The sequence below is a fragment of the Paenibacillus sp. UNC451MF genome (assembly GCF_000686845.1).
GTDB lineage: Bacteria > Bacillota > Bacilli > Paenibacillales > NBRC-103111 > Paenibacillus_S.
The window spans coordinates 210,074-229,709 of sequence record NZ_JMLS01000012.1; the positions used below are offsets into that span (position 1 = coordinate 210,074).

Below are 19,636 nucleotides of genomic sequence, written 5' to 3' on the forward strand. Positions count from 1 at the left end.
TAATATCCGGTCGTGAAGGGAAAAGCAGAATATGGCGAACAGCTCACAGATGAAAAAACACCGTCTTTTTTACACTTTATTACTTATTATTGCTGCATTGGTGGTGTTAAATGGCCGCTTATTTTGGGTCCAGCTAGCAGCTAGTCATAATCTATCAAGGCATCACATCAATCTCGTTGAGAATTCCGTCATTCAAAGAGAAAAGGGAATCGTATTGGATAGCGGGAGAGGTGACTTTTTCGATCGAAACGGAATCCCCTTAACAGGAAAAAGCTTATCAGTCTTGACAGTGTTCCCAGTTAATCATCATTTCCCGGAAAATAATAAAGAAACTGAAGCCCAGATGCAGATGGCTCAATTGTTGAATGTTTCCTTAGAAGAGTGGAGAAGCTTTACTCTTGCCCTGAAAGCTCCGCAGATATGGTCCGTTGACGGGAAGCCTGTTGTGCTTACGGAGCGGCAGATCGAACAAATTGAAGCGCTGAAGCTGCCTCAGACAGCCGTGACCCAATTCAAGCAGCGCTATGATATGAAACCATTAGCCAGCCAGGTTATCGGTTTCATTGGTCAAAATCCGGACAGAATTACAAGACAATTCACGGACCAGTTTCACAGCGGAGAGCTTCAGCTCACTAGTAAAATTGGCGGGGCCGGTTTGGAAAAAAGCTTCGAGCCCTGGCTCCAAGGAGTCGGCTCAACTTCAGTGTCCCTGTTTACTGATGCCAAAATAAATCCGCTGCAGGGCTTGGCAACAAGAGTTTTTGCACCCCAAAATGGATATTACCCCATTAAAGTCATGACGACGCTCGATGCTGGGATCCAGCAAAAGGTAGAGCAAATTATGAGAAAACTTGAGGTGAAGGAAGGCGCTGTTGTAGTACTGGATACGGAAAATGCGGACGTTGTAGCTATGGCCTCTCAACCTTACTTTGATCCCGATCATATCGATATGGAAACGGGGTCATGGAGTAATAGAGCATTAAAAGCGGTTGCGCCAGGTTCTATATTTAAAACAGTAACGGCTGCCGCTGCATTGGAAGAGCATGCAGTTGATCTAAAGGAAACGTTTGAATGCGATGGTGAGCTTGGGAAGTATGGACTCACCTGTTGGAAAAAGGACGGGCATGGGACGATAACCTTAGAAGAAGGATATGCCCAGTCGTGTAATATCGCATTTGCCCGAATAGCCGAGCGTCTAGATGGCAGTAAGTTTGAAGAATATGCGCATAAACTGGGCCTTGGTGTCCAAGTGGGCTGGCAGGGCGATTTTTTGCAGAAGAAGGATTTTCAATCATGGGATGCGGAGGAGCAAGGGCAGGTGTTCTCTTCTACCACTGCGCAACAGGACGGAGGGGTTAAGGCCCAAACCTCTATCGGGCAACGGGATGTACTCATAACGCCGCTTCAGGCAGCCAATATGGTAGTTACTCTCTTACATAAGGGAAAGGTGAGTTCGCCGCGTGTGGTTAAGGAGCTTCGTTTTCGTAATGATAGGAGCATGGAGACCTTATCTGCAAAGGAAGTGGACGGACTGAATGAACGTATCACTCCCGCCACTGCGGAGCTGCTGCTCTCTTGGATGCAGGATGTGGTGGATCACGGAACGGGGAAAGGGCTCAAGAAAGCCCAGTGGAAGTTAGCGGGTAAATCAGGTACAGCTCAGGTTGTAGACAAGCAGGGGAATGAGAAGGTCAATGAATGGTTCATCGGTTATGGACCGGTAGAGAAGCCCCGCTATGCAGTTGCGGTTCTTGTCCAAAATGCGGAGCCGGATCAAAAAAACACATCCATACCTTTATTCAATCAAGTCATGGATGTGCTGGCTGAGCCTACTCAATGATATGAGCTAGTATGAAGTGAAGGGATAACCAGCGAAAAGCAGGTGCCTTTCCCGACCTCACTGGTGACATCGATCTTACCGTGAATCGTCTGGATAACCCGGTATGTAACCATCATCCCGAGTCCAGTTCCTTTCTCTCTGGTGGAGTAAAATGGAGTTCCGAGTCTGCGAATTTCTTCGGGTGTCATGCCAACGCCATGATCGATAATATCGATACAGACTGTCCGGTTTTGAATAATTCCGATAATTTTCAGCTTGCCGCCAGATGGCATGGCTTCAATTCCATTTTTACATAAGTGCATAATGCATTGAACGAACTTATCCTTGTTAGCACTAATCGTCAGCTTATCATCCAGCTGGGTTTCGATTTCAACATGACACAGCTTGGCATAAGGCTCAATCGATAGTAAGGCTTGTTCGATCAGCAGTTTGGCATCCACAAGCTCGATAGCTTCCAGATGCGGCTTGGCGAAAGCTAGATAATCGTTCACTATGGAGTGGGCCTTATCGATTTCCTCCATTACCATTGAGGTGTACAGTGTTCGCTTTTCTTCCGCTAAGTCAGGCTGCTTCAGTATTTGCATGAAGCCGCGTGCTACGGTCATCGGATTTCTGATTTCATGAGCAAAGGAAGCGGCTAATTCGCTGAGCACATTCATTTTATCCGATTGTTGAACTTGATGGCGGAGCCGCGTATTCGCTCTGATTTGCTCGACGACATACACGACCAGTCCCATAGTTATAGCACAGAATAAACTGTAGGAGCTGAAGTAGGTCCAATATTGGAGATCCATCTTTTGCTCGGTAAACCAGAAGGCTATGCAGGAATAAAGAGTGGAGATAATGCCTAGGCATAAGCCAAGAATGAACCCTGACGTTACATTTTTAGTCTTGGTTTGATCCATAATGTAGGGTTTGAAGCATTTGACTAGCAAGATTAGTGTCATAAGAAGAGCAGTGCTAACCACGAGTGCGACAGGATTTCCACCCAGAATTAGTCGATGTGCAAGAATAGCAAGCATAACCCACAGCGATGGAAGGAACCCGGCATACAGCATGCACACGGCTAACGGTATCAGTCTGAAGTCATAAAAAAATCCGGAAGAAAACCGGAAGGGGTATGTCATGCACAATATGGCTATGATCGTTGATAAGATAGCGATAACCCGTTTATTGGTTGTTGAATGATTAAGACTATGCCGATCTCCCCAAAATAACTGATACAACATGACAGGAGTAATAATAATAAGCATGTTCAGAAACAGTTGATTAAATAAGTTCAAATGTGATCACCTTATGCGAATGATGTGAGCGGTTGAATAACGACTCTAACCTAGTGTATTCGACAAAAATACATATTTTCCTACAAAAGATTTGAAAAAAGGAAACAATGTCCTAAATCTAACGATTAGACTCAGGAGAATGTAAGAGGAATCGTCCACTGGGCATTCTCAATCCAGCTTCGGTCGCTAAATTCTCTGGCTTTAAGAATAACCTGATGGCTATACACTTCTACATATAATCCTTGCGCGGCAGTACCGGTTTGGCCGGGGAGCACACTACGAGTTCTGCCAACGGAGGCATTATTAAACCAATGGAACGTATTTTGCCGATTGTAGTGGTCTTCATTGACAAAATTACGGTGAGTATGACCGGATAGTACAAAAACGTTACGATATGGAGCAAGGATTTCCCGAAAAGCCTTAGCTCTTATTAATTGATGTGTTCGTCCGTCACTGCCAATCTCGGGAAGCGGCTGGTGAATGAAGACGATTGCAGGTTTTCCGTCCTCATGAGCTTTCATTGTATCCTTCAACCACTCTAATTGGGCATCTGAGTACCAAGCTCCCTCACCAACATCTGATTTCTCCTGTACGTACAATTCCTGCGAGACCATTATGAGATGAACGTCATTGATCCAGACATCCGTATAGGGCCTATTCTCATACCCGATAAAAGACTGAAATCGCTCACGGGACATTGCGTCCGTTTTTCCATTGGGCATAGTTTCCGTTGAAAAGGCACCTTGATCTGTTAACCATATATCATAGTAATCATGGTTCCCCATATTGGCATAGAGCGGAGGCAAAGTATATTGATTTAAAATACTCCGGAGCAGCTTGTAATCGCTTTCTCTTCCGAAATCAGTTAAATCGCCGCCAAGTACGATAGCATCCAGAGGATGTTCCCAATCTCTAATATCTTGCAGAGCCATATGAAGCTTATCGGTCATGGAGGATTCACCGACGGAAATATGAAGGTCGCTAAGCAGGAAAAAGGAGAGCTGCTTTTCTTTGGATGGTTCGGGTTTAATCGGTGCTGGCTCTACCGCTTTAGGTTCAATGACCGGTTCAGGATCCGAATCAGCCTGTGCGATCCAGCGACGAAGATAAGGTGCGCTAAGTCCGACACCACCAGCAAGAACAGCAAGAGAGAACAACATTTTTTTTACAAAATTACGACGTGTTAACACAGCTCATCATCCTATCCGGTGAAGTACGTTGATAAGGTTTGCTTCCATTATAACTGCACCCAAGTACGATCACAATAAAGGAATGGCCTAGAATATAATCACCTTAACATTTTTTTATAGGAATGTTTAAGAAGTAGTCGGCATAAAAATAAAATGTAAGTTATTTTTAGTTAGTGACTTGATAAATGTAATTAATATAAAGTAATATACTAACATAAAGTTAGTAATTAATTATTAAGGAGTGGTTAATATGATGAGTTGGGGCCTTCTTATTATTCGTTTGGTCGTAGGGATCAGCTTCATGGGGCATGGGGCACAAAAGTTGTTCGGATGGTTCGGCGGTTACGGTCTTAAAGGCACCGGAGGCTGGTTTGATTCTATAGGAATGAAACCGGGGGTTGCTATGGCGTTTATAGCTGGGTTATTTGAACTTGTGGGCGGACTGCTGTTCGCGGCAGGGGTATGGACACCAATAGGGGCAGCATTGATCGTCCTTACCATGTTGGGAGCTATCGTCAAAGTTCATGGTAAAAACGGTTTTTGGGTTACGTCGAACGGTTATGAGTATAACCTGATCCTCATTGCTATTGCCGTTGGGGTCGCATTAATCGGACCTGGAGCCTATGTTCTGTTCTAATGGATTTCTGAATATGAGGGTAAGAGCCTTTGGCATGAGCCGAAGGCTCTTTTTGCGTTATTCCTTCCTTGTTTATTTACGACCTTCTAAGGGTACTAGAGAAAGATAGTACTTTTATTTCCAGCTTTACAAGATATACTTTAAGTAAATGGTGAGTCAAAAGAAAGAGGTGCAGCGGGATGAGCCGTAAATGGCTAGAAAAGGAAGGCCTCCGTTGGGTGGACCAAAATATTGTAACCCGTGAGCAATATCATCAAATTCTTGGTCTTTATGAGGATAAAAAGCATGCTATAGGCATACTTCCTATACTTGGAAGTATTTTGGTGGGGCTTGGTATATTGAGCTTTGTAGCGGCCAACTGGCAGGACATTCCACAGTTAATGAGGCTATCTCTGATCATGATCATAATGGTAGCATGTTATGGCGCAGGAGAGATCTTCCAGAGAAAGGATCATGAGAAGCTAGGTATTGCTCTGACGGCTCTCGGCTTTGTATCCTTCGGTGCAGGGATCGTCTTGATCGGCCAAATGTTTCATCTGGTCGCTTACAATATTACATCTTTTATCGTTTGGGGTAGCACAGGAATATTGCTTACCTACTTATATCGAAGCCGATTTATATATTTGCTCAGTTTGATTGTGTTCACAGCGGCACAACTCTATAACATGCTGGAATTTAACCAATTCAGCTATATAGGCTTTGCCATCATGGCATTGGGGCTTGGCTACTATGCTTGGATGCGCAAAAACACGCTGCTGACCTGGTGCTTCAGCTTAAGCTATGTACTGCATGCACTCATATTCATTCTGCATAAAGATTGGGCGTTTCTGTGGTTCTTTATACCGGTTATGGTATTGTACACCCTCGGGGATTGGTATAAGGATCGCAGTACAGGATATGCTTTGCAATCAGTGCCACTTGCAGCAGCCTATATATTTGCAGTCGTAATAACTCTAAGCTGGGTTAATCATCCGTCCGATTTAGATGAAGTCTTGGCTACTCCATGGATATTCATCAGTTCTATGTTGGTATTGTTTGTTTTATCCTTCATAGGTAAATTGAAGCATGAACGATCATCGAGCGCTTTGGAGTGGGTTCTGGTAGTTCCTTTTGTATATTTACCTTCAGGAGTTTCCATTCTTTATTTACTTTCGTTGTTCTTCTTCTCATTCTATGTGCTCTGGAGAGGGTATATCGAAGAGTGGAGGTTCAAGATTAATTTCGGTACGGTCTTGTTTATATGCAGCTCGATGATTGCTTATGGGAAGCTAACTTGGGACTTTATGGATAAGTCGCTATTCTTCATTATAGGAGGAGTATTGCTGCTGGCACTCAGCTGGTTCTTAAACCGGCGCAACAAACGATTTCTTGATGAGGTTAAAGGAGGGAAGCCGTCATGATCCAAGATGTAAGGTTAATTAAGCGTAGGACATGGCTGCTTAGTCTTCTAGTTCTCCTCCAGTTGCTTGTTCTTGCTGGCATTGCGGTTTCCTACTATGCTGTCGGCTGGTTCGGTACCGAGATCAAGTTAAAGACAGCACCCGTTGATCCAAGAGATTATTTGTATGGTGATTATGTGAGGCTAGGATATGACATTAGCCGTCTCGATTCAAGCTTATGGAACGAGAAAGAAATCGAGGTTGATAGCGGCAAACGAGTGTATGTGCTGTTAAAACCCGATGTACACGGAGTCTATGAAGCAAAAGGGATTTACGCATCCAAGCCTGCCCCACAACCCGGAGAAGCAGTGCTTAGAGGAACCGTTACAAATCATTGGAGTGGTTCGATAAGCATTAGCTATGGTCTGGAAAAATATTATGTTCCCGAAGGAACGGGGAGAGAACTGGAGGAACAAGCCAACAATCTTATAGCTAAGGTAAAAGTAGCTTCATGGGGGCAGGCTAAAATCGTCGCCTTAGAGCCGCGCGGCTGATACTTTCAGCAAACATTCAGTTAGTGTTCAGATTCGATTCATCTTTAAGTGTGATAATAGATATAGAGAAGAATAAATCTATTAAACTTGGAGGAATCGAACATGACGAATCGCAAAGCAATAAGACTTGTGCTGGCAGCTGTCATTATGTTCGGAGGAACCGTGGCGCTTTACGAATGGGACCAAGCCGTATCTGCACAACAAGTACAAACGATAAACAATAACCAACAATGGACTAACTCGGGTAACTTGAAGGATTTATAACGAAATCCATTCATTGAAATCCGCTAACTATTGAAGGCGCATGGAGAGATTCCATGCGCCTTCTTGCTGTTTGACAAAGCGGGTGTACTTTAATCTCTTTCCAATTGAGCGACTAGTCGTCTTGCTAGACCTGCTGGCGTATCGATGGTTTCATACAACTTCAATCGCAGTTTGTTCTCAAGCTGATCCAGCTGCGTGTCATTGAAATAAATTAACTGTTCTCCGCTGGTTAAACGGCTTTCTCCACTTAAATTTTTCAAAGTTGAAGCTATTTTTCTTCCATCCCTCGTTTCGAGAACCATCAGCAGTTTATTGTAATTAGCATCAACCATGACCGTATCAGTACTTTTCAATTCCGTATTGATGCGGAGCTTATAATTGTAGCTGTAAGTTTGAGTCGCTTGATTCATTCCGGCCAGATTGCTGAGCGCCCAGTCCTTAATGGTTACCTGATATGGATAGGCAAGCAATTGTTGATTGTCGAGCGTAGTATTGTTCATAGCCACATAAGCTTGAGAGATCGTTATTTTATAGGGTGCGGCTGTCTTATCATCAATTAATTTGAGAGTATATTGATTCTTGGCATCATTCATCGGGAGAACGAATGAATAATTGATTACATAGTCCGTACCTGGAACAACAAGTGTGGCCGTGTTGTTCAGACGACTGCCGGCATAAGTATAGCCTCCGCCGACAAGCTCAGCAGCAAATTGGGGTACGGGTAAAGGCTTATCGCTTTTGTTCGAGAACTTCATTTTGACGATGCCGGTTTGATACCCCATGCCTTCGTTCTCGTAGGTTTGCATATCCACAACCGATACGGCGATGTCAGGATTCACCGAATTATTGATCGGATCTATACGAAGCGGTGTGTTCATAATATACGGAGCAGGCTCGGTTGTATCCTTATCCGATGCATTGCCTTCAGGAAGCTGGATGCTTAAGCGACCGATCTTGTATGAAATATTTGCGGAAGCATCTGTACGGTTAGGTACTTTATAGGTTTCCGATGTTGAGATAGTAACGCTGTTAAGCTGGATATCCAAGTCGGTAGGAACAGCATAGTAGATGTATTTTTTATCGCCGGGATCTAGAGTGGTTACAGCCTGATCCGCCCGATACCCTTTATAAGTCAAGGTCGCTGATTTGCCGTCAAGTGAAAAGCTCGGGATGGATTCCGTTGTTATCCCCGGGTTTTGAACGAGCAGTTTTAATACTTTTACAGGTGTCTGATCTTTGAAATTAGTGTCCAAGTGGATCGGCGTATAAGTTAATGAAGAGTCCAAAGAAGGAATAGTGAACGTTTCGCCCCATGCTTTAATAGCATTTGGATCTGAAATCAAGGTCTGATCCCCGTACCATACGAGGTTGCTCACGGGAACATCCAACATCGTCGTTTCGACCTTTGGATAGACATCCTTATTCACATCGATCCAGACAATATCGGTTGGTTTCAATTCGTCTCCACCGTCGATTTGGGTCATATACCCTAGCTCGATGCTTGACATTGGCGGTACGGAAACCCCGTTATCCGCGCTGCCCTTCAAAACATACTTGGCCCCATTCCCGATAGCGACTCGAGGTTCATAGTCAGGCACTCTCACGGTATCATTTGAAACATTATACATTTTAACCTTAACGCCGATCCGTGTACCGCTTATTGAATGCTCGCTTAACAAACCGTTGATTTTAACCTGGAGCGGACCTTCCAGTGTAGTAGGATATCGATTATCCATGGATGCGCTATCCCTTTCATCAGCAAGAAGGGTGCTTGTTCCCAGCGTGCAAACGAGGGAAGAGATGATAACGGCCGAAAGTGCTTTTTTAAAATGGTTTTGCATCGTCTGTCCTCCATTATAGAAAATAGTCAAAAGAAACCAGGAGTCGTTATTTTCGAACCTCTACTTTGTCCTTGTCTTTCAATTCTTGAGAGCCGGAGATTACAACCTGTTCGCCTTCCTTGACACCGGATACGACTTCGCGGGTGGAATCAGCAGCCGTACGTCCCAGTGTTACTTTTCTTCTCTCAGCAGTATCGTTCGAGACTACAAACACATAACTATCATTGCCTTCCTTGGTAATCGCTGCTGCCGGAATCGTTACGACATCTTGTGTGGTATCACCGCCAAGCTGAAGCTTTACTCTCATGCCTGACTTGAGCTTCTGATCCGCATTAGCGGCACTTAATTCAAGCACAAAGGTTTTGCTTTGAGGACTCATGACCTCGGCTAGATAGGTGACCGTACCGGTCATCTGGGTATCCGTTCCTTGCAGTGTAAAAGGAAGCTCCTTTTTGCCGCGGACTAGCTTTAGAGTGCTCTCGGTTACATCGGCATGTATTTTAATCGGGTTTTGCTGCTGGATAACACCTGCTACATATCCGGCTGGAACCGTTACTCCTACCTCCGGATTTAAATCAGTCAATATACCGCTAATCGGGGCTTTCACTTCAAAGTCCGATAAGGTTTTGTCGATATCCTGAAGCGTAACATTGGCGGACTCAATTTGAATTTTTAAGGATGCGAGAGGGTCTGTAGAATCGAGATTGGCGAGCTGCTTCTGAGCCGTATCCAAATCCAGCTTTGATGTTTTTAACTGGGTCTCAGCTTTTTCCAGCTGTGTTTTTGGAACGAGACCGGCATCATAATCATTGCGGATATTGTTATAGCTTTTTTCCAAATCGGCTATAGTCAGCTGCAGCTTTTCAATTGTGTTCTTGTAGACTCCACGATTGGTAGCAATATCTTCACGCGTTTTGTCCAGCTGGGCTTGCAGGTTTTGTCTTGACAGCTCGGTCTTCTCCCTGTTTCTGGCGGCATCGGCAGAGTCCAGCTTGAAGATCACTTCACCTTGCTGCACGGAATCTCCACGTTTTTTCTTCATTTCCAATACATCGCCACCGACTTTGGTTATAACATTGACTTGGGAGGACGATACGACGTCGGCATCCAGCTCCTGCTTATTATCCATTTTTTGCTTGCCTATCTGAACCGTTTTGACCGATTTGGTCTGGCTTCCGTTGGCATTCGTAACTGAGCAGCCCGCTGCCAAAGCCCCGCTGAGTATAACAACAAGACCTGTCATAAGTACGCGTTGGAACCTGCTTGAATTTTCTATCCTACTGGTCATTGGATTGGTTGCCCCTTTACTATAAAATCGGTAGATGGTTTCTTTTATTCGCCCATAACGTGAGCTTTAGGACCGCCTTTGGCTTTAGTGTTTTTCAAAAAGAGAGAAAGAACGGCTGCAATGACAGACAACACAGCGGTAACGACGAAGACGTCATCGAGACCGTTTACGGTAGCCTGAATTTGTACCTGCCCGTTAATAAAGCCAAGTGCGCTCACCTTAGCCTGCGCGGCCGATTGACCCATTCCCAAATATTGGCCCTGCAGCTGATTAAAATGATTTGCAATATTAGAAGAGAACATGTTCAACTGCTCGGATAGGTCTGCTACGTGGAACGTCCGGCGATCGGAATAAAGCAGGGCAAGCCAAGCAATGCCGAAGGAGGCGCTGATCTGGCGAATCGTATTGGAAAGTGCAGTTCCTTGGCCCATTTTGTGCATAGGAACGGTATTCATTCCAGCTGTCTGGATAGGCATCATCATAAGACCCATACCTATAGCCCTGAGCACTAGCCATGTGATAAGCACGGAGAATGCGGTATTCAAGTCGAGAGCTGCGGACAAATACAAAGACAGCGCAGTAAACAGCAGTCCGACCACAGCAAGCAGACGAGCACCTATCTTGTCGAACAGAGCTCCAGCTATAGGCATCATAATGCCGGAAACGATAGCCTGTGGAAGCAGAATCAAACCGGTTTGAATAGCTGATAATCCAGATAGTGTCTGCAAAAATATGGGAAGCAGGAATAAAACACCCATCATAATTAGGGTAGCGATACTCGAGATGATGAGGGACAAGGTGTAAGTCGAGTTCTTCAGCAACGTTAAATCCAGCATCGGATGATCAATCAGCAGCTCTATAAAGACAAATATAATAAGACTGGTAATCCCGATAGTAACGAAAATGATGACCTCGGAATCTCCCCAGCCTTTTTCCGATACTTTGCCGATACCGTACAGGAGCGTCGCAAGACCGGTAGTTGAAGTAAGGAAACCCCAAAAATCAAACCGCTGGGTTACAGGCGCTTTAAATTCTTTAAGCACTGCCATAGCGAGGAAAAAGTCGATGATCCCAATGGGGACGTTAATAGTGAAAATGAGCCGCCAGTCCAAATATTCAACGATATATCCGCTTAGGGTTGGCCCGGTAGCGGGAGCGAACATAATAGCGATCCCGAACAACCCCATGGCCATTCCACGTTTCTCCGGAGGGAACATACGGAAGATCATCGCCATACTGATCGGCATCAAGGCTCCGCCGCCAATGGCTTGAACGATACGAAAAACAATCATGCTATCGTTGCTCCAGGCAACGCCGCATAGTCCCGAACCAAGGGTGAAGATTGCATTAGCAATCAAAAAAATTCTTTTATATCCGAAGCGATCGCCCAAATAACCGGTAACCGGAACAAGTGCTCCGCTGACCAAGGCATAAGCTGTAACGACCCATTCGATATCGGATTGGGTTACGCCGAATACAGACATCATTTTGGGTAGAGCTACATTGACGATACTCGTATCAAGAATAGCCATGAACACAGCAATGATGACCGCTAGCATGGCTAGACCGGGTCCTTTGGCTGCTGTTTGAGCCTGAGGGACCGATTCATTTGAGGCCGCGTTTGTGGATGCCACACCTATTCCTCCTTTCTTTCCATCTTTTTTTGCCAAACACACGAGGGATTATTTCTCGATTTTTACTGCAACATTCAAACCGGGTACCAGACGGAGCCCCTGATGGTCATCTAATGAGATTTTTACGGGAATACGCTGAATGACTTTGGTGAAATTACCGCTCGAGTTGGAGCTAGAAAGCAGGGAAAAGGAGGAATTCGTGCCTAAGCCCAGACGCTCTACATGGCCCGTAATCATAGTGCCTGGATATGCGTCGACTTTAATTGTGACTTTGCTGCCTACCTTGACATCGGCAATTTCTGTTTCTTGGAGGTTAGCTGTAACATAGAGCTGATCCAAATTCGCACTCATTGCGATAGCGCTGCTGGAGGAAACCATTTGATCTTTAATACCGCTGAATTGAATAATGGTACCTTCCTCTACGGCAATTATTTCTTGAGTCACGGCAGGCGTGTTACCGCGAGCGGGGGTCGTCTCTACAATGCCCAATACGTCGCCTTTCTTAAAGGACTCGCCCTCTTTGTAGTTCCATTCGATCAATTTGCCTGATCCCGGGGCTCCGATGGCTCGCAGGTCACCCTGAATTTTGGCATCCTCAGTGTTTATGTATTTGCTTGCAATAGCATAGTAATAAGTGCCGCCTGCTCCTCCTCCAAGAAGGATTATCGCGAGCAGGACGAGTATAATGATTTTTTTCTTCATTGCGGACTAAGCCCCTTTCTTTTATGGGAAGCGTGGTTTTATCCCAATACCTTAGCGTTGGACAGCATTTTCCGAAAAGTGGCCACGAACTGATCGGTTTCCTCTTGGCTTAAGTTGGCTAGCATAGCTTGTAAAATCAATTTTCGGCGCTGCTTTAGTTCGGTAACTGTATGTAGGCCCAGTTCGGTTAATTCAACCCAGACCACTCTACGATCTGTATCATCCCGCGTTCGCATAACTCGACCGTCTCGTACTAGACGATTAACAGCAATAGTCGTAGCACTGGGTGACAAGCAAAGCTCCTCAGCAAGCTCGCTTACAGTCATCCTGCGTTTAGCAGATAAAGTAGCAAGCAGCAGAAATTGCTGTTTGGACACAGCTGGGCATGGCATCCACTTGTTCGATTGCCGTATCGCAGTATGGATAAGCTGTTCGAATTCATTCAATCTGTCGTCGATGCTTGCCAATGATGGGTTCCCTCCTTCTCCGAAAACAGGTTTACAAATTAAGGTATTATTCATAAGTGGTAAAAATGTTTTTCAGAATATATTTTTATAGTAAAACTATTCATGGAAAAAATATCATGTAGAATATTACACCGTCAATATATTTTTTGAAGAAAATGTTTGAAACAAAACTTCCACTCGCCCGTATTAATGAATAATACATACTAGATCCATTGGAAAAAGGAGCAAAAGCATGAATGACCACCGCAGCCTCTTTGAGTTGGAAGAGGTATCGAGGCAGCTATATCGCAAAATGTCGTTGGCCTGGAACAGGTTCAATGAGAAAGGAATGACTGCTGCTCAAGGCTTTATTCTAGAGAAGCTGGATACGGAAGGACCCCTTAAGGTATCTCAGATGGCAGAAGCTATGTGCTACACAGCCGGTGCTATTACAACGCTATCGGATAAACTGCTGTTGGCTGGTTATGTAGAGCGGGAAAGAGATGATGAGGATCGCAGAGTGGTCTATTTGCGGATTACAGAAGAGGGCCGCAGCATGTTAGGATCAATAAGAGATCAAAGAAAATCGAATGTTGATACGTTTTTCGGGGATTTGCCGGATGAGGACATTCAGCATTTGATTCGCATTTACAAAGAAATTTTGGCTCATTCGGAGAAAAAGGCTTAGTCAAAGACGTCATCAGCCTCTATAATGAAACAGTGGAGGGAGCTGTCTGTAAAAGTCAGGCTCTTTACCATACGATAGATGAACCAACAGGTATTCGGAAAGAGGAATAAGCAATGGAACAGATGAATTGGTCGTTACCGGAAGGAACCCTTATATGGGACCGTACGCAGCAACCGGAGCAAGGAGAGGTATTGTATCCCTTCGCACTGGAGGAGCTGTTGTGCAGACTTGTAGGGGATGGGGGCGCCCCAATGGTTCATTTGTGGAGACATCCGAGAGCTTTCGTTATGGGACTGAGAGACAGCAGGTTGCCTTATGCAAGGGAAGCCAAGCGTTGGCTAGAAGATCAAGGATATTCCGTTGCCGTCAGAAATTCAGGCGGTGCGGCTGTGCCGCTTGATCTGGGTGTAGTAAACGTTTCGTTGATCCTTCCCAAGAGACAAGGGCAAATTGATTTCCGCCAAGATTTTGAAACGATGTATAGTCTAGTGCGGGATGCGCTTTATAGTGTAACGCCGGATGTAGCCAAGGGCGAAGTGAATGGCTCCTACTGTCCTGGTGACTACGATCTTAGTATTGAAGGACGTAAATTTTGCGGAATAGCCCAGCGTCGGCAGGCGCATGCCTTTGTTGTACAGGCCTTTGTTGTTGTAATAGGGAGCGGGAGGTCCAAGGCGGAGCTTGCCAGGGAATTCTACCGCATTGCGGCCCAAGGCGCTGAACAGGTAAGCTTTCCAGATGTGCAGGAGAACAGTATGGCCAGCCTTCAGGAGCTTGTCGGACTTAATGACGAGCAGCGCTTTATCGATGCGGTGAAGCAGACGGTAAGAACGCATAGGCTGGAGAGTGAATCTGGAACCATGGGCGGAGTTCTTCGAATTCCTGAGGATGCTCAAGTTCAAGAGATGATCTCGTCGATGAAGAGTCGCTACGGAATTGATGGTTAGGTGTGAAAAGGCATAAGCGAATCCTCAAGGAGGACGTAGCTTATGCCTTTCTACTGTTTTTGCAACTTAGTTTGCAATTATTTTAGAAAAAGCTTCATCGCGGCGGGCAGTTCATTCTGCCAGAAGCCCCATAAGTGCTTGCCTGGTTTTTCCTCATACCATAGCCTACAGTTCTTAGCTTCCAACTGTTCCTTGGTCAATCGGTTTGCTTCAAGGAAATCAAAGGTTCCTCGTTCTGTTTTCACTTCCGTTTCGTCCAGTCCAATTAACATATAGAGATATAACCACGACAAATCGGGCTCTTGTTCCAACCTTGCTCTTGTTTCTTGCAAAAATGCGCCGGACAAGGATATAACGTTGCAAAATAGGCTACGATAATTTAAGGCAAGATGTAGGGATACGGTCCCGCCTAGTGAATCGCCAGCTAGGATGCGATCTGCAGCTTCCGTTCTTACTGAATACTTGGATTCGATGTAAGGCAGCAGCTCTTCGGCAAAAAAACGGGTATATGCGCTGAACCGCTCTCCTTCCGGTGCGTATTCACTTGTTCTGACAGCTGTATCCACATCCACGCCAACGATAATGGCTGGATTGACGCCTTCATCGAAGATGAGTCTATTCATATGTGTGACGATTCGACCGAAGTTGAAAAATTGTTCACCGTCCTGACAATAGATAACAGGGTAGGTGACAAGCTCCTGATAACCTGGGGGTAAAAAAACGCGTACAGGTCTTTCTGTTCCCAAGAATTGGGAAGGTACTTGTTCTTTCACAACAGTGCGTTTGTAATATATGGAATCATCCATGAAAAATCCTCCAGTGTATTATAATAGTTTACCGTTATTTTGCGATCTGTATTATATATTTATGTTAGCTGTTATAGTCTAAACTTTGAAGAGAACGTATATTTTTCAGGTAAGTAGTTGTGTTATTCATGAAAACAGGTTTATAATACTACTATAACAGAAACTCCGGTTTCAAGGCATCAAAATCTATCGCTGAGGTGAATGTACATGAGTAAGCCATATGAAGTGGCAGTGTCCAAGGTGCAGCCTTTGTCTGTTCTAGCGCCAGACGGTACTGTGGTTAACGAGCAAGAAATGCCGAAATTGACTGACGATCAATTAAAAGAATTAATGAGACGCATGGTATTTACCCGTACTTGGGACCAACGGGCTGTTAACTTGACCCGCCAAGGACGTCTTGGTTTCTATGCACCGGTTTCCGGTCAAGAAGCGTCGATGATCGGTAGTGAGTTCGCTTTAAATAAAGATGATTTTATTTGCCCTGGTTATCGTGATATGCCGCAAATCGTATGGCATGGTCTTCCGATGTACCAAGCATTCTTATATTCCCGTGGCCATCAGCATGGTGGACAAATTCCTGCTGACGTGCACGTGTTGATGCCGCAAATTATTATCGGCGCACAAATTTTGCACGCTATGGGCGTTGCAATGGCATTCAAAAAACGTGGAGAAAAACGCGTAACCATTACTTACACAGGTGACGGCGGTTCCTCCGAGGGCGATTTCTACGAAGGCTTGAACTTCGCAGGCGCATTCAAACTTCCATCCATTTTCGTTGTACAAAATAACGGCTATGCGATCACAACTCCGTTTGCTAAGCAAACAGCAGCTGAATCCGTAGCTCATAAAGCAGTAGCGGCAGGTATTAAAGGCGTTCAAGTAGACGGTATGGACGTGCTTGCGGTTGTCAAAGCGGTTCAAGATGCAGCAGAACGCGGACGTAACGGTGAAGGCGCGACTTTGATCGAAGCCATCACTTATCGCTTCCTGCCTCACTCCATGTCCGGTGATGATCCGTCCAAATACCGTACGAAAGAAGAAACAGCTGAATGGGAAGCAACTAGAGACCCATTGAACCGTTTCCGTACTTACTTGGTTGGCAAAGGCTTGTGGTCGGAAGAAGAAGAGAACAAAGTAGTCGAGGAAGCGAAAGCTACCGTTGCTGAGGAAATCAAGAAAGCAGAAGCAGTTGAAAAAATGACAGTTCCTGGCTTGATCGACAGCATGTTCGAAACGACGCCGGCATACTTGGAAGAGCAAAAAGCGGATTATATCGGGTAAAGGAGAGGACACCATACCATGGCTCAAATGACAATGATTCAAGCGATAAAGGATGCAATGCGCGTCGAGTTGGAACGCGATCCTAACGTTGTTGTATTCGGGGAAGACGTAGGTAAAGTAGGCGGTGTGTTCCGTGCAACGGAAGGACTGCAAGCTGAATTCGGCGAAGAGCGCGTATTTGATACTCCGCTGGCTGAATCCGCAATCGGCGGTTTGGCAGTAGGGATGGGTATTCAAGGCTTCCGTCCGGTAGCTGAAATTCAATTCGTAGGTTTTATTTATGAAGCAATGGACCAAATCTGTGTACAAGCAGCTCGTATGCGTTACCGTTCCGGCGGCCGCTACAATGCTCCAATTACATTCCGTACTCCATTTGGCGGCGGCGTAAAAGCAGCTGAGCTTCACACAGATCCATTGGAAGGCTTGCTTGTTCAAACTCCAGGGATTAAAGTGGTTGTTCCATCGAACCCATATGATGCAAAAGGTTTGCTGATCTCTGCAATCCGTGATAACGATCCTGTATTCTTCATGGAGCACTTGAACCTGTACCGTTCGTTCCGTGCTGAAGTACCAGAAGGCGAGTACACAGTGCCTATCGGTAAAGCAAACGTAGTTCGCGAAGGTTCTGATGTTACAATCATCACTTACGGTGCTATGGTTCATACTTCACTTAAAGCAGCGGAAGAAATCGAAAAAACTCGCGGCGTAAAAGTTGAAGTTATCGACCTTCGTACTTTGATTCCATTGGATATCGAGACAATCGTAGAGTCCGTCAAAAAAACAAACCGTGTTATCGTTGTTCAAGAAGCTCAAAAAACTTCCGGCGTTGCAGCTGAAGTTATCGCTCAAATCAATGAAAAAGCGATTCTTCACCTAGAAGCACCAGTGCTTCGTGTAACTCCTCCAGATACGGTATATCCTTTCGCGCAAGTGGAAGATCAGTGGCTTCCTAACCCGGCTCGTATCATTGCTGGTTTGAATAAAGTTCTAGATTTCTAAGATGGCGCTCCTGTGAGGGAGCGACTGTCAAATCCATTCGCGAAAGAGTTCAAGAAGGAGGGTGTGTACCTCCGGCCGCTGTTGAGATTGTGTATCTTAGAATGTATCAGGAAGTTGTGGATACACAATCTCAAAGGCGGACGTAGGCTCCTCCGGTACACACCCTTCCTTTCTTTTCACATTCGCGGTTGCTTTGACAAAACGCTCCTTTCAAGGAGCGTTTGAGCGATACTATTACGTTTGCTGATATAGGCAAACGGGTAATTTATTTAAAAGCGCAGCGAGAGCAGCTTTTTGGAAGTAATAAAGCCCACGATCACAGAGGGTCGGAGGGCTGTGTAACTGGCGGAAAGTTTACGTGCCACCTTTGAAATCGGGTTTCATCTAATGACAATCTAATCAAGAAACCCGATTTCAATAGTGGCTGGAGGCAGTTAGCACAGTTCGGAGACGGTAAGTGTGATCGATAAAGGTTGCTTTATTACTTCCAACCTACATACTCGCGCTGCGCCACCATTAGGAGGGTCAGAATCGTGGCTATATTTGAATATAAATTCCCTGAGCTCGGTGAGGGCATTCACGAAGGCGAGATCGTCAAATGGCTTGTTAAGCCGGGCGATGTTGTAAATGATGAGACCATCATCATGGAAGTTCAAAACGACAAATCCACTGTAGAAGTGCCTGCTCCAGTAGAAGGTAAAATCGTGGAAATCAAAGTTAGCGAAGGCACCATGTGTACTATCGGCGACCTTATCGCTACGATCGAAGTTGAAGGTGCGGTTCCGCAGCAAGCTAGCCACGGCGGTCACAGCGAGAGCGCAGCTCCTGCTGCCCCAGCGGCACCGGCAGCAGCTCCAGCACCGACGGCTCCTGCAGCAGCACCAGCTGCAGCGGCGCCTGCTCCGACCGCGGCTGCAGGCAGCGCGGTCCTGGCAACTCCAAGCGTGCGCAAGCTAGCACGCGAAAAAGGCTTGAACATCGCAGACGTCACTCCAACAGGCCGCAACGGCCGTGTGACGAAGGAAGATGTTCTCGCGTTTGCTGCAGGCGGCAGCGCGCCTGCGGCAGCACCATCGGCTGCAAGCGAAGCGCCAGCAGCTGGAGCAGCACCTGCAGCAGCGGCTTCCACAGCTGCAGCAGCAGTATCCGGCGATCGCGTCGAAGAGCGCGTGCCGCTTAAAGGCATTCGCAAAGCGATTGCGAACGCAATGGTTAAATCCGCGTATACGGCTCCTCACGTAACACTGATGGACGAAGTGGACGTAACTCAATTAGTTGCTTTGCGCGGTAGAGCAAAAGCAGCAGCTGAGAAAAAAGGCGTTAAATTGACGTACTTGCCATTCATCGTCAAAGCATTGGTAGCGGCTGCTCGTCAGTTCCCTGCTATGAATGCGATGATCGACGAAGAGAAGAACGAGATTGTCTACAAAAAGTACTACAACATCGGTATCGCTACAGATACAGACAACGGCTTGATCGTTCCTGTTATCCAAGATGCAGACCGTAAAAATATTTGGACTATCGCTGAAGCGATCAAGGATTTGGCAACACGCGGTCGCGATGGCAAGCTTAGCGGTAACGAGATGAAAGGCAGTACCATCTCCATCACAAACATCGGTTCTGCTGGCGGTATGTTCTTCACTCCGATCATTAACTTCCCTGAAGTTGCGATTCTGGGTACAGGACGTATCACGGAGAAACCGGTTGTGAAAAACGGAGAGATCGTAGTGGCCCCAGTCATGGCATTGTCCTTGAGCTTCGACCACCGTATCATCGATGGCGCAACGGCACAAAACTTTATGAATTACATTAAACAGCTGCTGGCTGATCCAGAGCTGCTCATTTTGGAGGTGTAAT

The 19,636-nt window shown here is 45.7% G+C and carries 18 protein-coding genes; 10 read left to right on the plus strand and 8 right to left on the minus strand.

Annotated elements, in window-relative coordinates:
* The first annotated feature begins 31 nt into the window (after window positions 1–31).
* Window positions 32–1,840, plus strand: coding sequence for a peptidoglycan D,D-transpeptidase FtsI family protein (locus BP97_RS0114895; protein ID WP_028549817.1), 1,809 nt, complete (start codon window positions 32–34; stop codon window positions 1,838–1,840).
* On the opposite strand, the gene BP97_RS0114900 is transcribed toward BP97_RS0114895, so the two are convergent.
* Both BP97_RS0114900 and BP97_RS0114905 read right to left on the minus strand, forming a co-directional pair.
* The gene (locus BP97_RS0114900) at window positions 1,834–3,123 is read right to left on the minus strand and encodes an ATP-binding protein (protein ID WP_028549818.1); all 1,290 of its coding nucleotides are present in this window, start codon (window positions 3,121–3,123) and stop codon (window positions 1,834–1,836) included. The two genes, BP97_RS0114895 and BP97_RS0114900, sit on opposite strands and share 7 nt — an antisense overlap.
* A 131-nt stretch (window positions 3,124–3,254) precedes the next feature.
* On the minus strand, window positions 3,255–4,313 hold the full coding sequence (locus tag BP97_RS0114905; RefSeq protein ID WP_028549819.1) for a metallophosphoesterase family protein: 1,059 nt from the start codon (window positions 4,311–4,313) through the stop codon (window positions 3,255–3,257).
* 250 nt (window positions 4,314–4,563) lie between these two features.
* Between BP97_RS0114905 and BP97_RS0114910 the strand changes: the two genes are divergently transcribed.
* From BP97_RS0114910 to BP97_RS40205, 4 genes are all read left to right on the plus strand, one after another.
* Complete coding sequence (locus tag BP97_RS0114910) at window positions 4,564–4,950, plus strand: DoxX family protein (RefSeq protein ID WP_028549820.1); 387 nt, start codon at window positions 4,564–4,566, stop codon at window positions 4,948–4,950.
* 179 nt (window positions 4,951–5,129) lie between these two features.
* Window positions 5,130–6,350: a DUF2157 domain-containing protein gene (locus BP97_RS0114915; RefSeq protein WP_028549821.1), complete on the plus strand. Its 1,221-nt coding sequence runs from the start codon at window positions 5,130–5,132 to the stop codon at window positions 6,348–6,350.
* Window positions 6,347–6,883 carry a GDYXXLXY domain-containing protein gene (locus tag BP97_RS0114920; protein WP_028549822.1) on the plus strand — a complete coding sequence of 179 codons (537 nt, stop codon included), beginning with the start codon at window positions 6,347–6,349 and terminating at the stop codon, window positions 6,881–6,883. The genes BP97_RS0114915 and BP97_RS0114920 overlap by 4 nt, the downstream gene beginning before the upstream one ends.
* Before the next feature lie 102 nt (window positions 6,884–6,985).
* A complete protein-coding gene (locus BP97_RS40205; RefSeq protein ID WP_156043221.1) occupies window positions 6,986–7,147 on the plus strand; it encodes a hypothetical protein in 162 nt (53 codons plus the stop codon).
* Window positions 7,148–7,236: 89 nt separating this feature from the next.
* Here the strand turns inward: BP97_RS40205 and BP97_RS0114930 are convergent, their stop codons facing one another.
* The 5 genes from BP97_RS0114930 to BP97_RS36370 are packed head-to-tail and all read right to left on the minus strand — an operon-like array spanning window position 7,237 to window position 13,079.
* Window positions 7,237–8,988, minus strand: coding sequence for a hypothetical protein (locus BP97_RS0114930; protein ID WP_028549823.1), 1,752 nt, complete (start codon window positions 8,986–8,988; stop codon window positions 7,237–7,239).
* Window positions 8,989–9,034: 46 nt separating this feature from the next.
* Entirely contained in the window at window positions 9,035–10,276 is a 1,242-nt protein-coding gene (locus tag BP97_RS0114935) for an efflux RND transporter periplasmic adaptor subunit (RefSeq protein ID WP_028549824.1), read from the minus strand.
* Window positions 10,277–10,320: 44 nt separating this feature from the next.
* On the minus strand, window positions 10,321–11,910 hold the full coding sequence (locus tag BP97_RS36365) for a DHA2 family efflux MFS transporter permease subunit (RefSeq protein ID WP_051620599.1): 1,590 nt from the start codon (window positions 11,908–11,910) through the stop codon (window positions 10,321–10,323).
* Window positions 11,911–11,958: 48 nt separating this feature from the next.
* Window positions 11,959–12,612: an HlyD family secretion protein gene (locus BP97_RS0114945; RefSeq protein ID WP_028549825.1), complete on the minus strand. Its 654-nt coding sequence runs from the start codon at window positions 12,610–12,612 to the stop codon at window positions 11,959–11,961.
* 38 nt (window positions 12,613–12,650) lie between these two features.
* On the minus strand, window positions 12,651–13,079 hold the full coding sequence (locus tag BP97_RS36370) for a MarR family winged helix-turn-helix transcriptional regulator (protein ID WP_051620600.1): 429 nt from the start codon (window positions 13,077–13,079) through the stop codon (window positions 12,651–12,653).
* Window positions 13,080–13,311: 232 nt separating this feature from the next.
* Here BP97_RS36370 and BP97_RS0114955 point away from each other — a divergent pair, with 232 nt between their 5' ends.
* Window positions 13,312–13,746 carry a MarR family winged helix-turn-helix transcriptional regulator gene (locus tag BP97_RS0114955; protein WP_028549826.1) on the plus strand — a complete coding sequence of 145 codons (435 nt, stop codon included), beginning with the start codon at window positions 13,312–13,314 and terminating at the stop codon, window positions 13,744–13,746.
* A gap of 113 nt (window positions 13,747–13,859) precedes the next feature.
* Window positions 13,860–14,693 carry a lipoyl protein ligase domain-containing protein gene (locus tag BP97_RS36375; protein ID WP_036745902.1) on the plus strand — a complete coding sequence of 278 codons (834 nt, stop codon included), beginning with the start codon at window positions 13,860–13,862 and terminating at the stop codon, window positions 14,691–14,693.
* Between the two features lie 77 nt (window positions 14,694–14,770).
* Here the strand turns inward: BP97_RS36375 and BP97_RS0114970 are convergent, their stop codons facing one another.
* The gene (locus tag BP97_RS0114970; protein WP_028549828.1) at window positions 14,771–15,499 is read right to left on the minus strand and encodes an alpha/beta hydrolase; all 729 of its coding nucleotides are present in this window, start codon (window positions 15,497–15,499) and stop codon (window positions 14,771–14,773) included.
* A 207-nt stretch (window positions 15,500–15,706) separates the two neighbouring features.
* On the opposite strand from BP97_RS0114970, the gene pdhA reads away from it, so the two are divergent.
* The 3 genes from pdhA (at window position 15,707) to BP97_RS0114985 (ending at window position 19,635) form a co-directional block, all read left to right on the plus strand.
* Window positions 15,707–16,780, plus strand: a complete 1,074-nt coding sequence (gene pdhA, locus BP97_RS0114975) for a pyruvate dehydrogenase (acetyl-transferring) E1 component subunit alpha (RefSeq protein WP_028549829.1) — start codon at window positions 15,707–15,709, stop codon at window positions 16,778–16,780.
* Window positions 16,781–16,798: 18 nt separating this feature from the next.
* Window positions 16,799–17,779 carry an alpha-ketoacid dehydrogenase subunit beta gene (locus BP97_RS0114980; RefSeq protein ID WP_028549830.1) on the plus strand — a complete coding sequence of 327 codons (981 nt, stop codon included), beginning with the start codon at window positions 16,799–16,801 and terminating at the stop codon, window positions 17,777–17,779.
* A 533-nt stretch (window positions 17,780–18,312) separates the two neighbouring features.
* Window positions 18,313–19,635, plus strand: coding sequence for a dihydrolipoamide acetyltransferase family protein (locus tag BP97_RS0114985; protein WP_028549831.1), 1,323 nt, complete (start codon window positions 18,313–18,315; stop codon window positions 19,633–19,635).
* Window position 19,636: the final 1 nt, after the last annotated feature.

Bases quoted from the DNA above. Each gene is read 5' to 3' on its own strand.
- BP97_RS40205 (WP_156043221.1), top strand. From the start codon at position 6,986: ATGACGAATCGCAAAGCAATAAGACTTGTGCTGGCAGCTGTCATTATG.
- BP97_RS0114895 (WP_028549817.1), top strand. From the start codon at position 32: ATGGCGAACAGCTCACAGATGAAAAAACACCGTCTTTTTTACACTTTA.
- BP97_RS0114920 (WP_028549822.1), top strand. From the start codon at position 6,347: ATGATCCAAGATGTAAGGTTAATTAAGCGTAGGACATGGCTGCTTAGT.
- BP97_RS0114945 (WP_028549825.1), bottom strand. From the start codon at position 12,612: ATGAAGAAAAAAATCATTATACTCGTCCTGCTCGCGATAATCCTTCTT.
- BP97_RS0114930 (WP_028549823.1), bottom strand. From the start codon at position 8,988: ATGCAAAACCATTTTAAAAAAGCACTTTCGGCCGTTATCATCTCTTCC.
- BP97_RS0114980 (WP_028549830.1), top strand. From the start codon at position 16,799: ATGGCTCAAATGACAATGATTCAAGCGATAAAGGATGCAATGCGCGTC.
- BP97_RS0114955 (WP_028549826.1), top strand. From the start codon at position 13,312: ATGAATGACCACCGCAGCCTCTTTGAGTTGGAAGAGGTATCGAGGCAG.
- BP97_RS0114935 (WP_028549824.1), bottom strand. From the start codon at position 10,276: ATGACCAGTAGGATAGAAAATTCAAGCAGGTTCCAACGCGTACTTATG.
- BP97_RS0114910 (WP_028549820.1), top strand. From the start codon at position 4,564: ATGATGAGTTGGGGCCTTCTTATTATTCGTTTGGTCGTAGGGATCAGC.
- BP97_RS36375 (WP_036745902.1), top strand. From the start codon at position 13,860: ATGGAACAGATGAATTGGTCGTTACCGGAAGGAACCCTTATATGGGAC.
- BP97_RS0114915 (WP_028549821.1), top strand. From the start codon at position 5,130: ATGAGCCGTAAATGGCTAGAAAAGGAAGGCCTCCGTTGGGTGGACCAA.
- pdhA (WP_028549829.1), top strand. From the start codon at position 15,707: ATGAGTAAGCCATATGAAGTGGCAGTGTCCAAGGTGCAGCCTTTGTCT.
- BP97_RS0114970 (WP_028549828.1), bottom strand. From the start codon at position 15,499: ATGGATGATTCCATATATTACAAACGCACTGTTGTGAAAGAACAAGTA.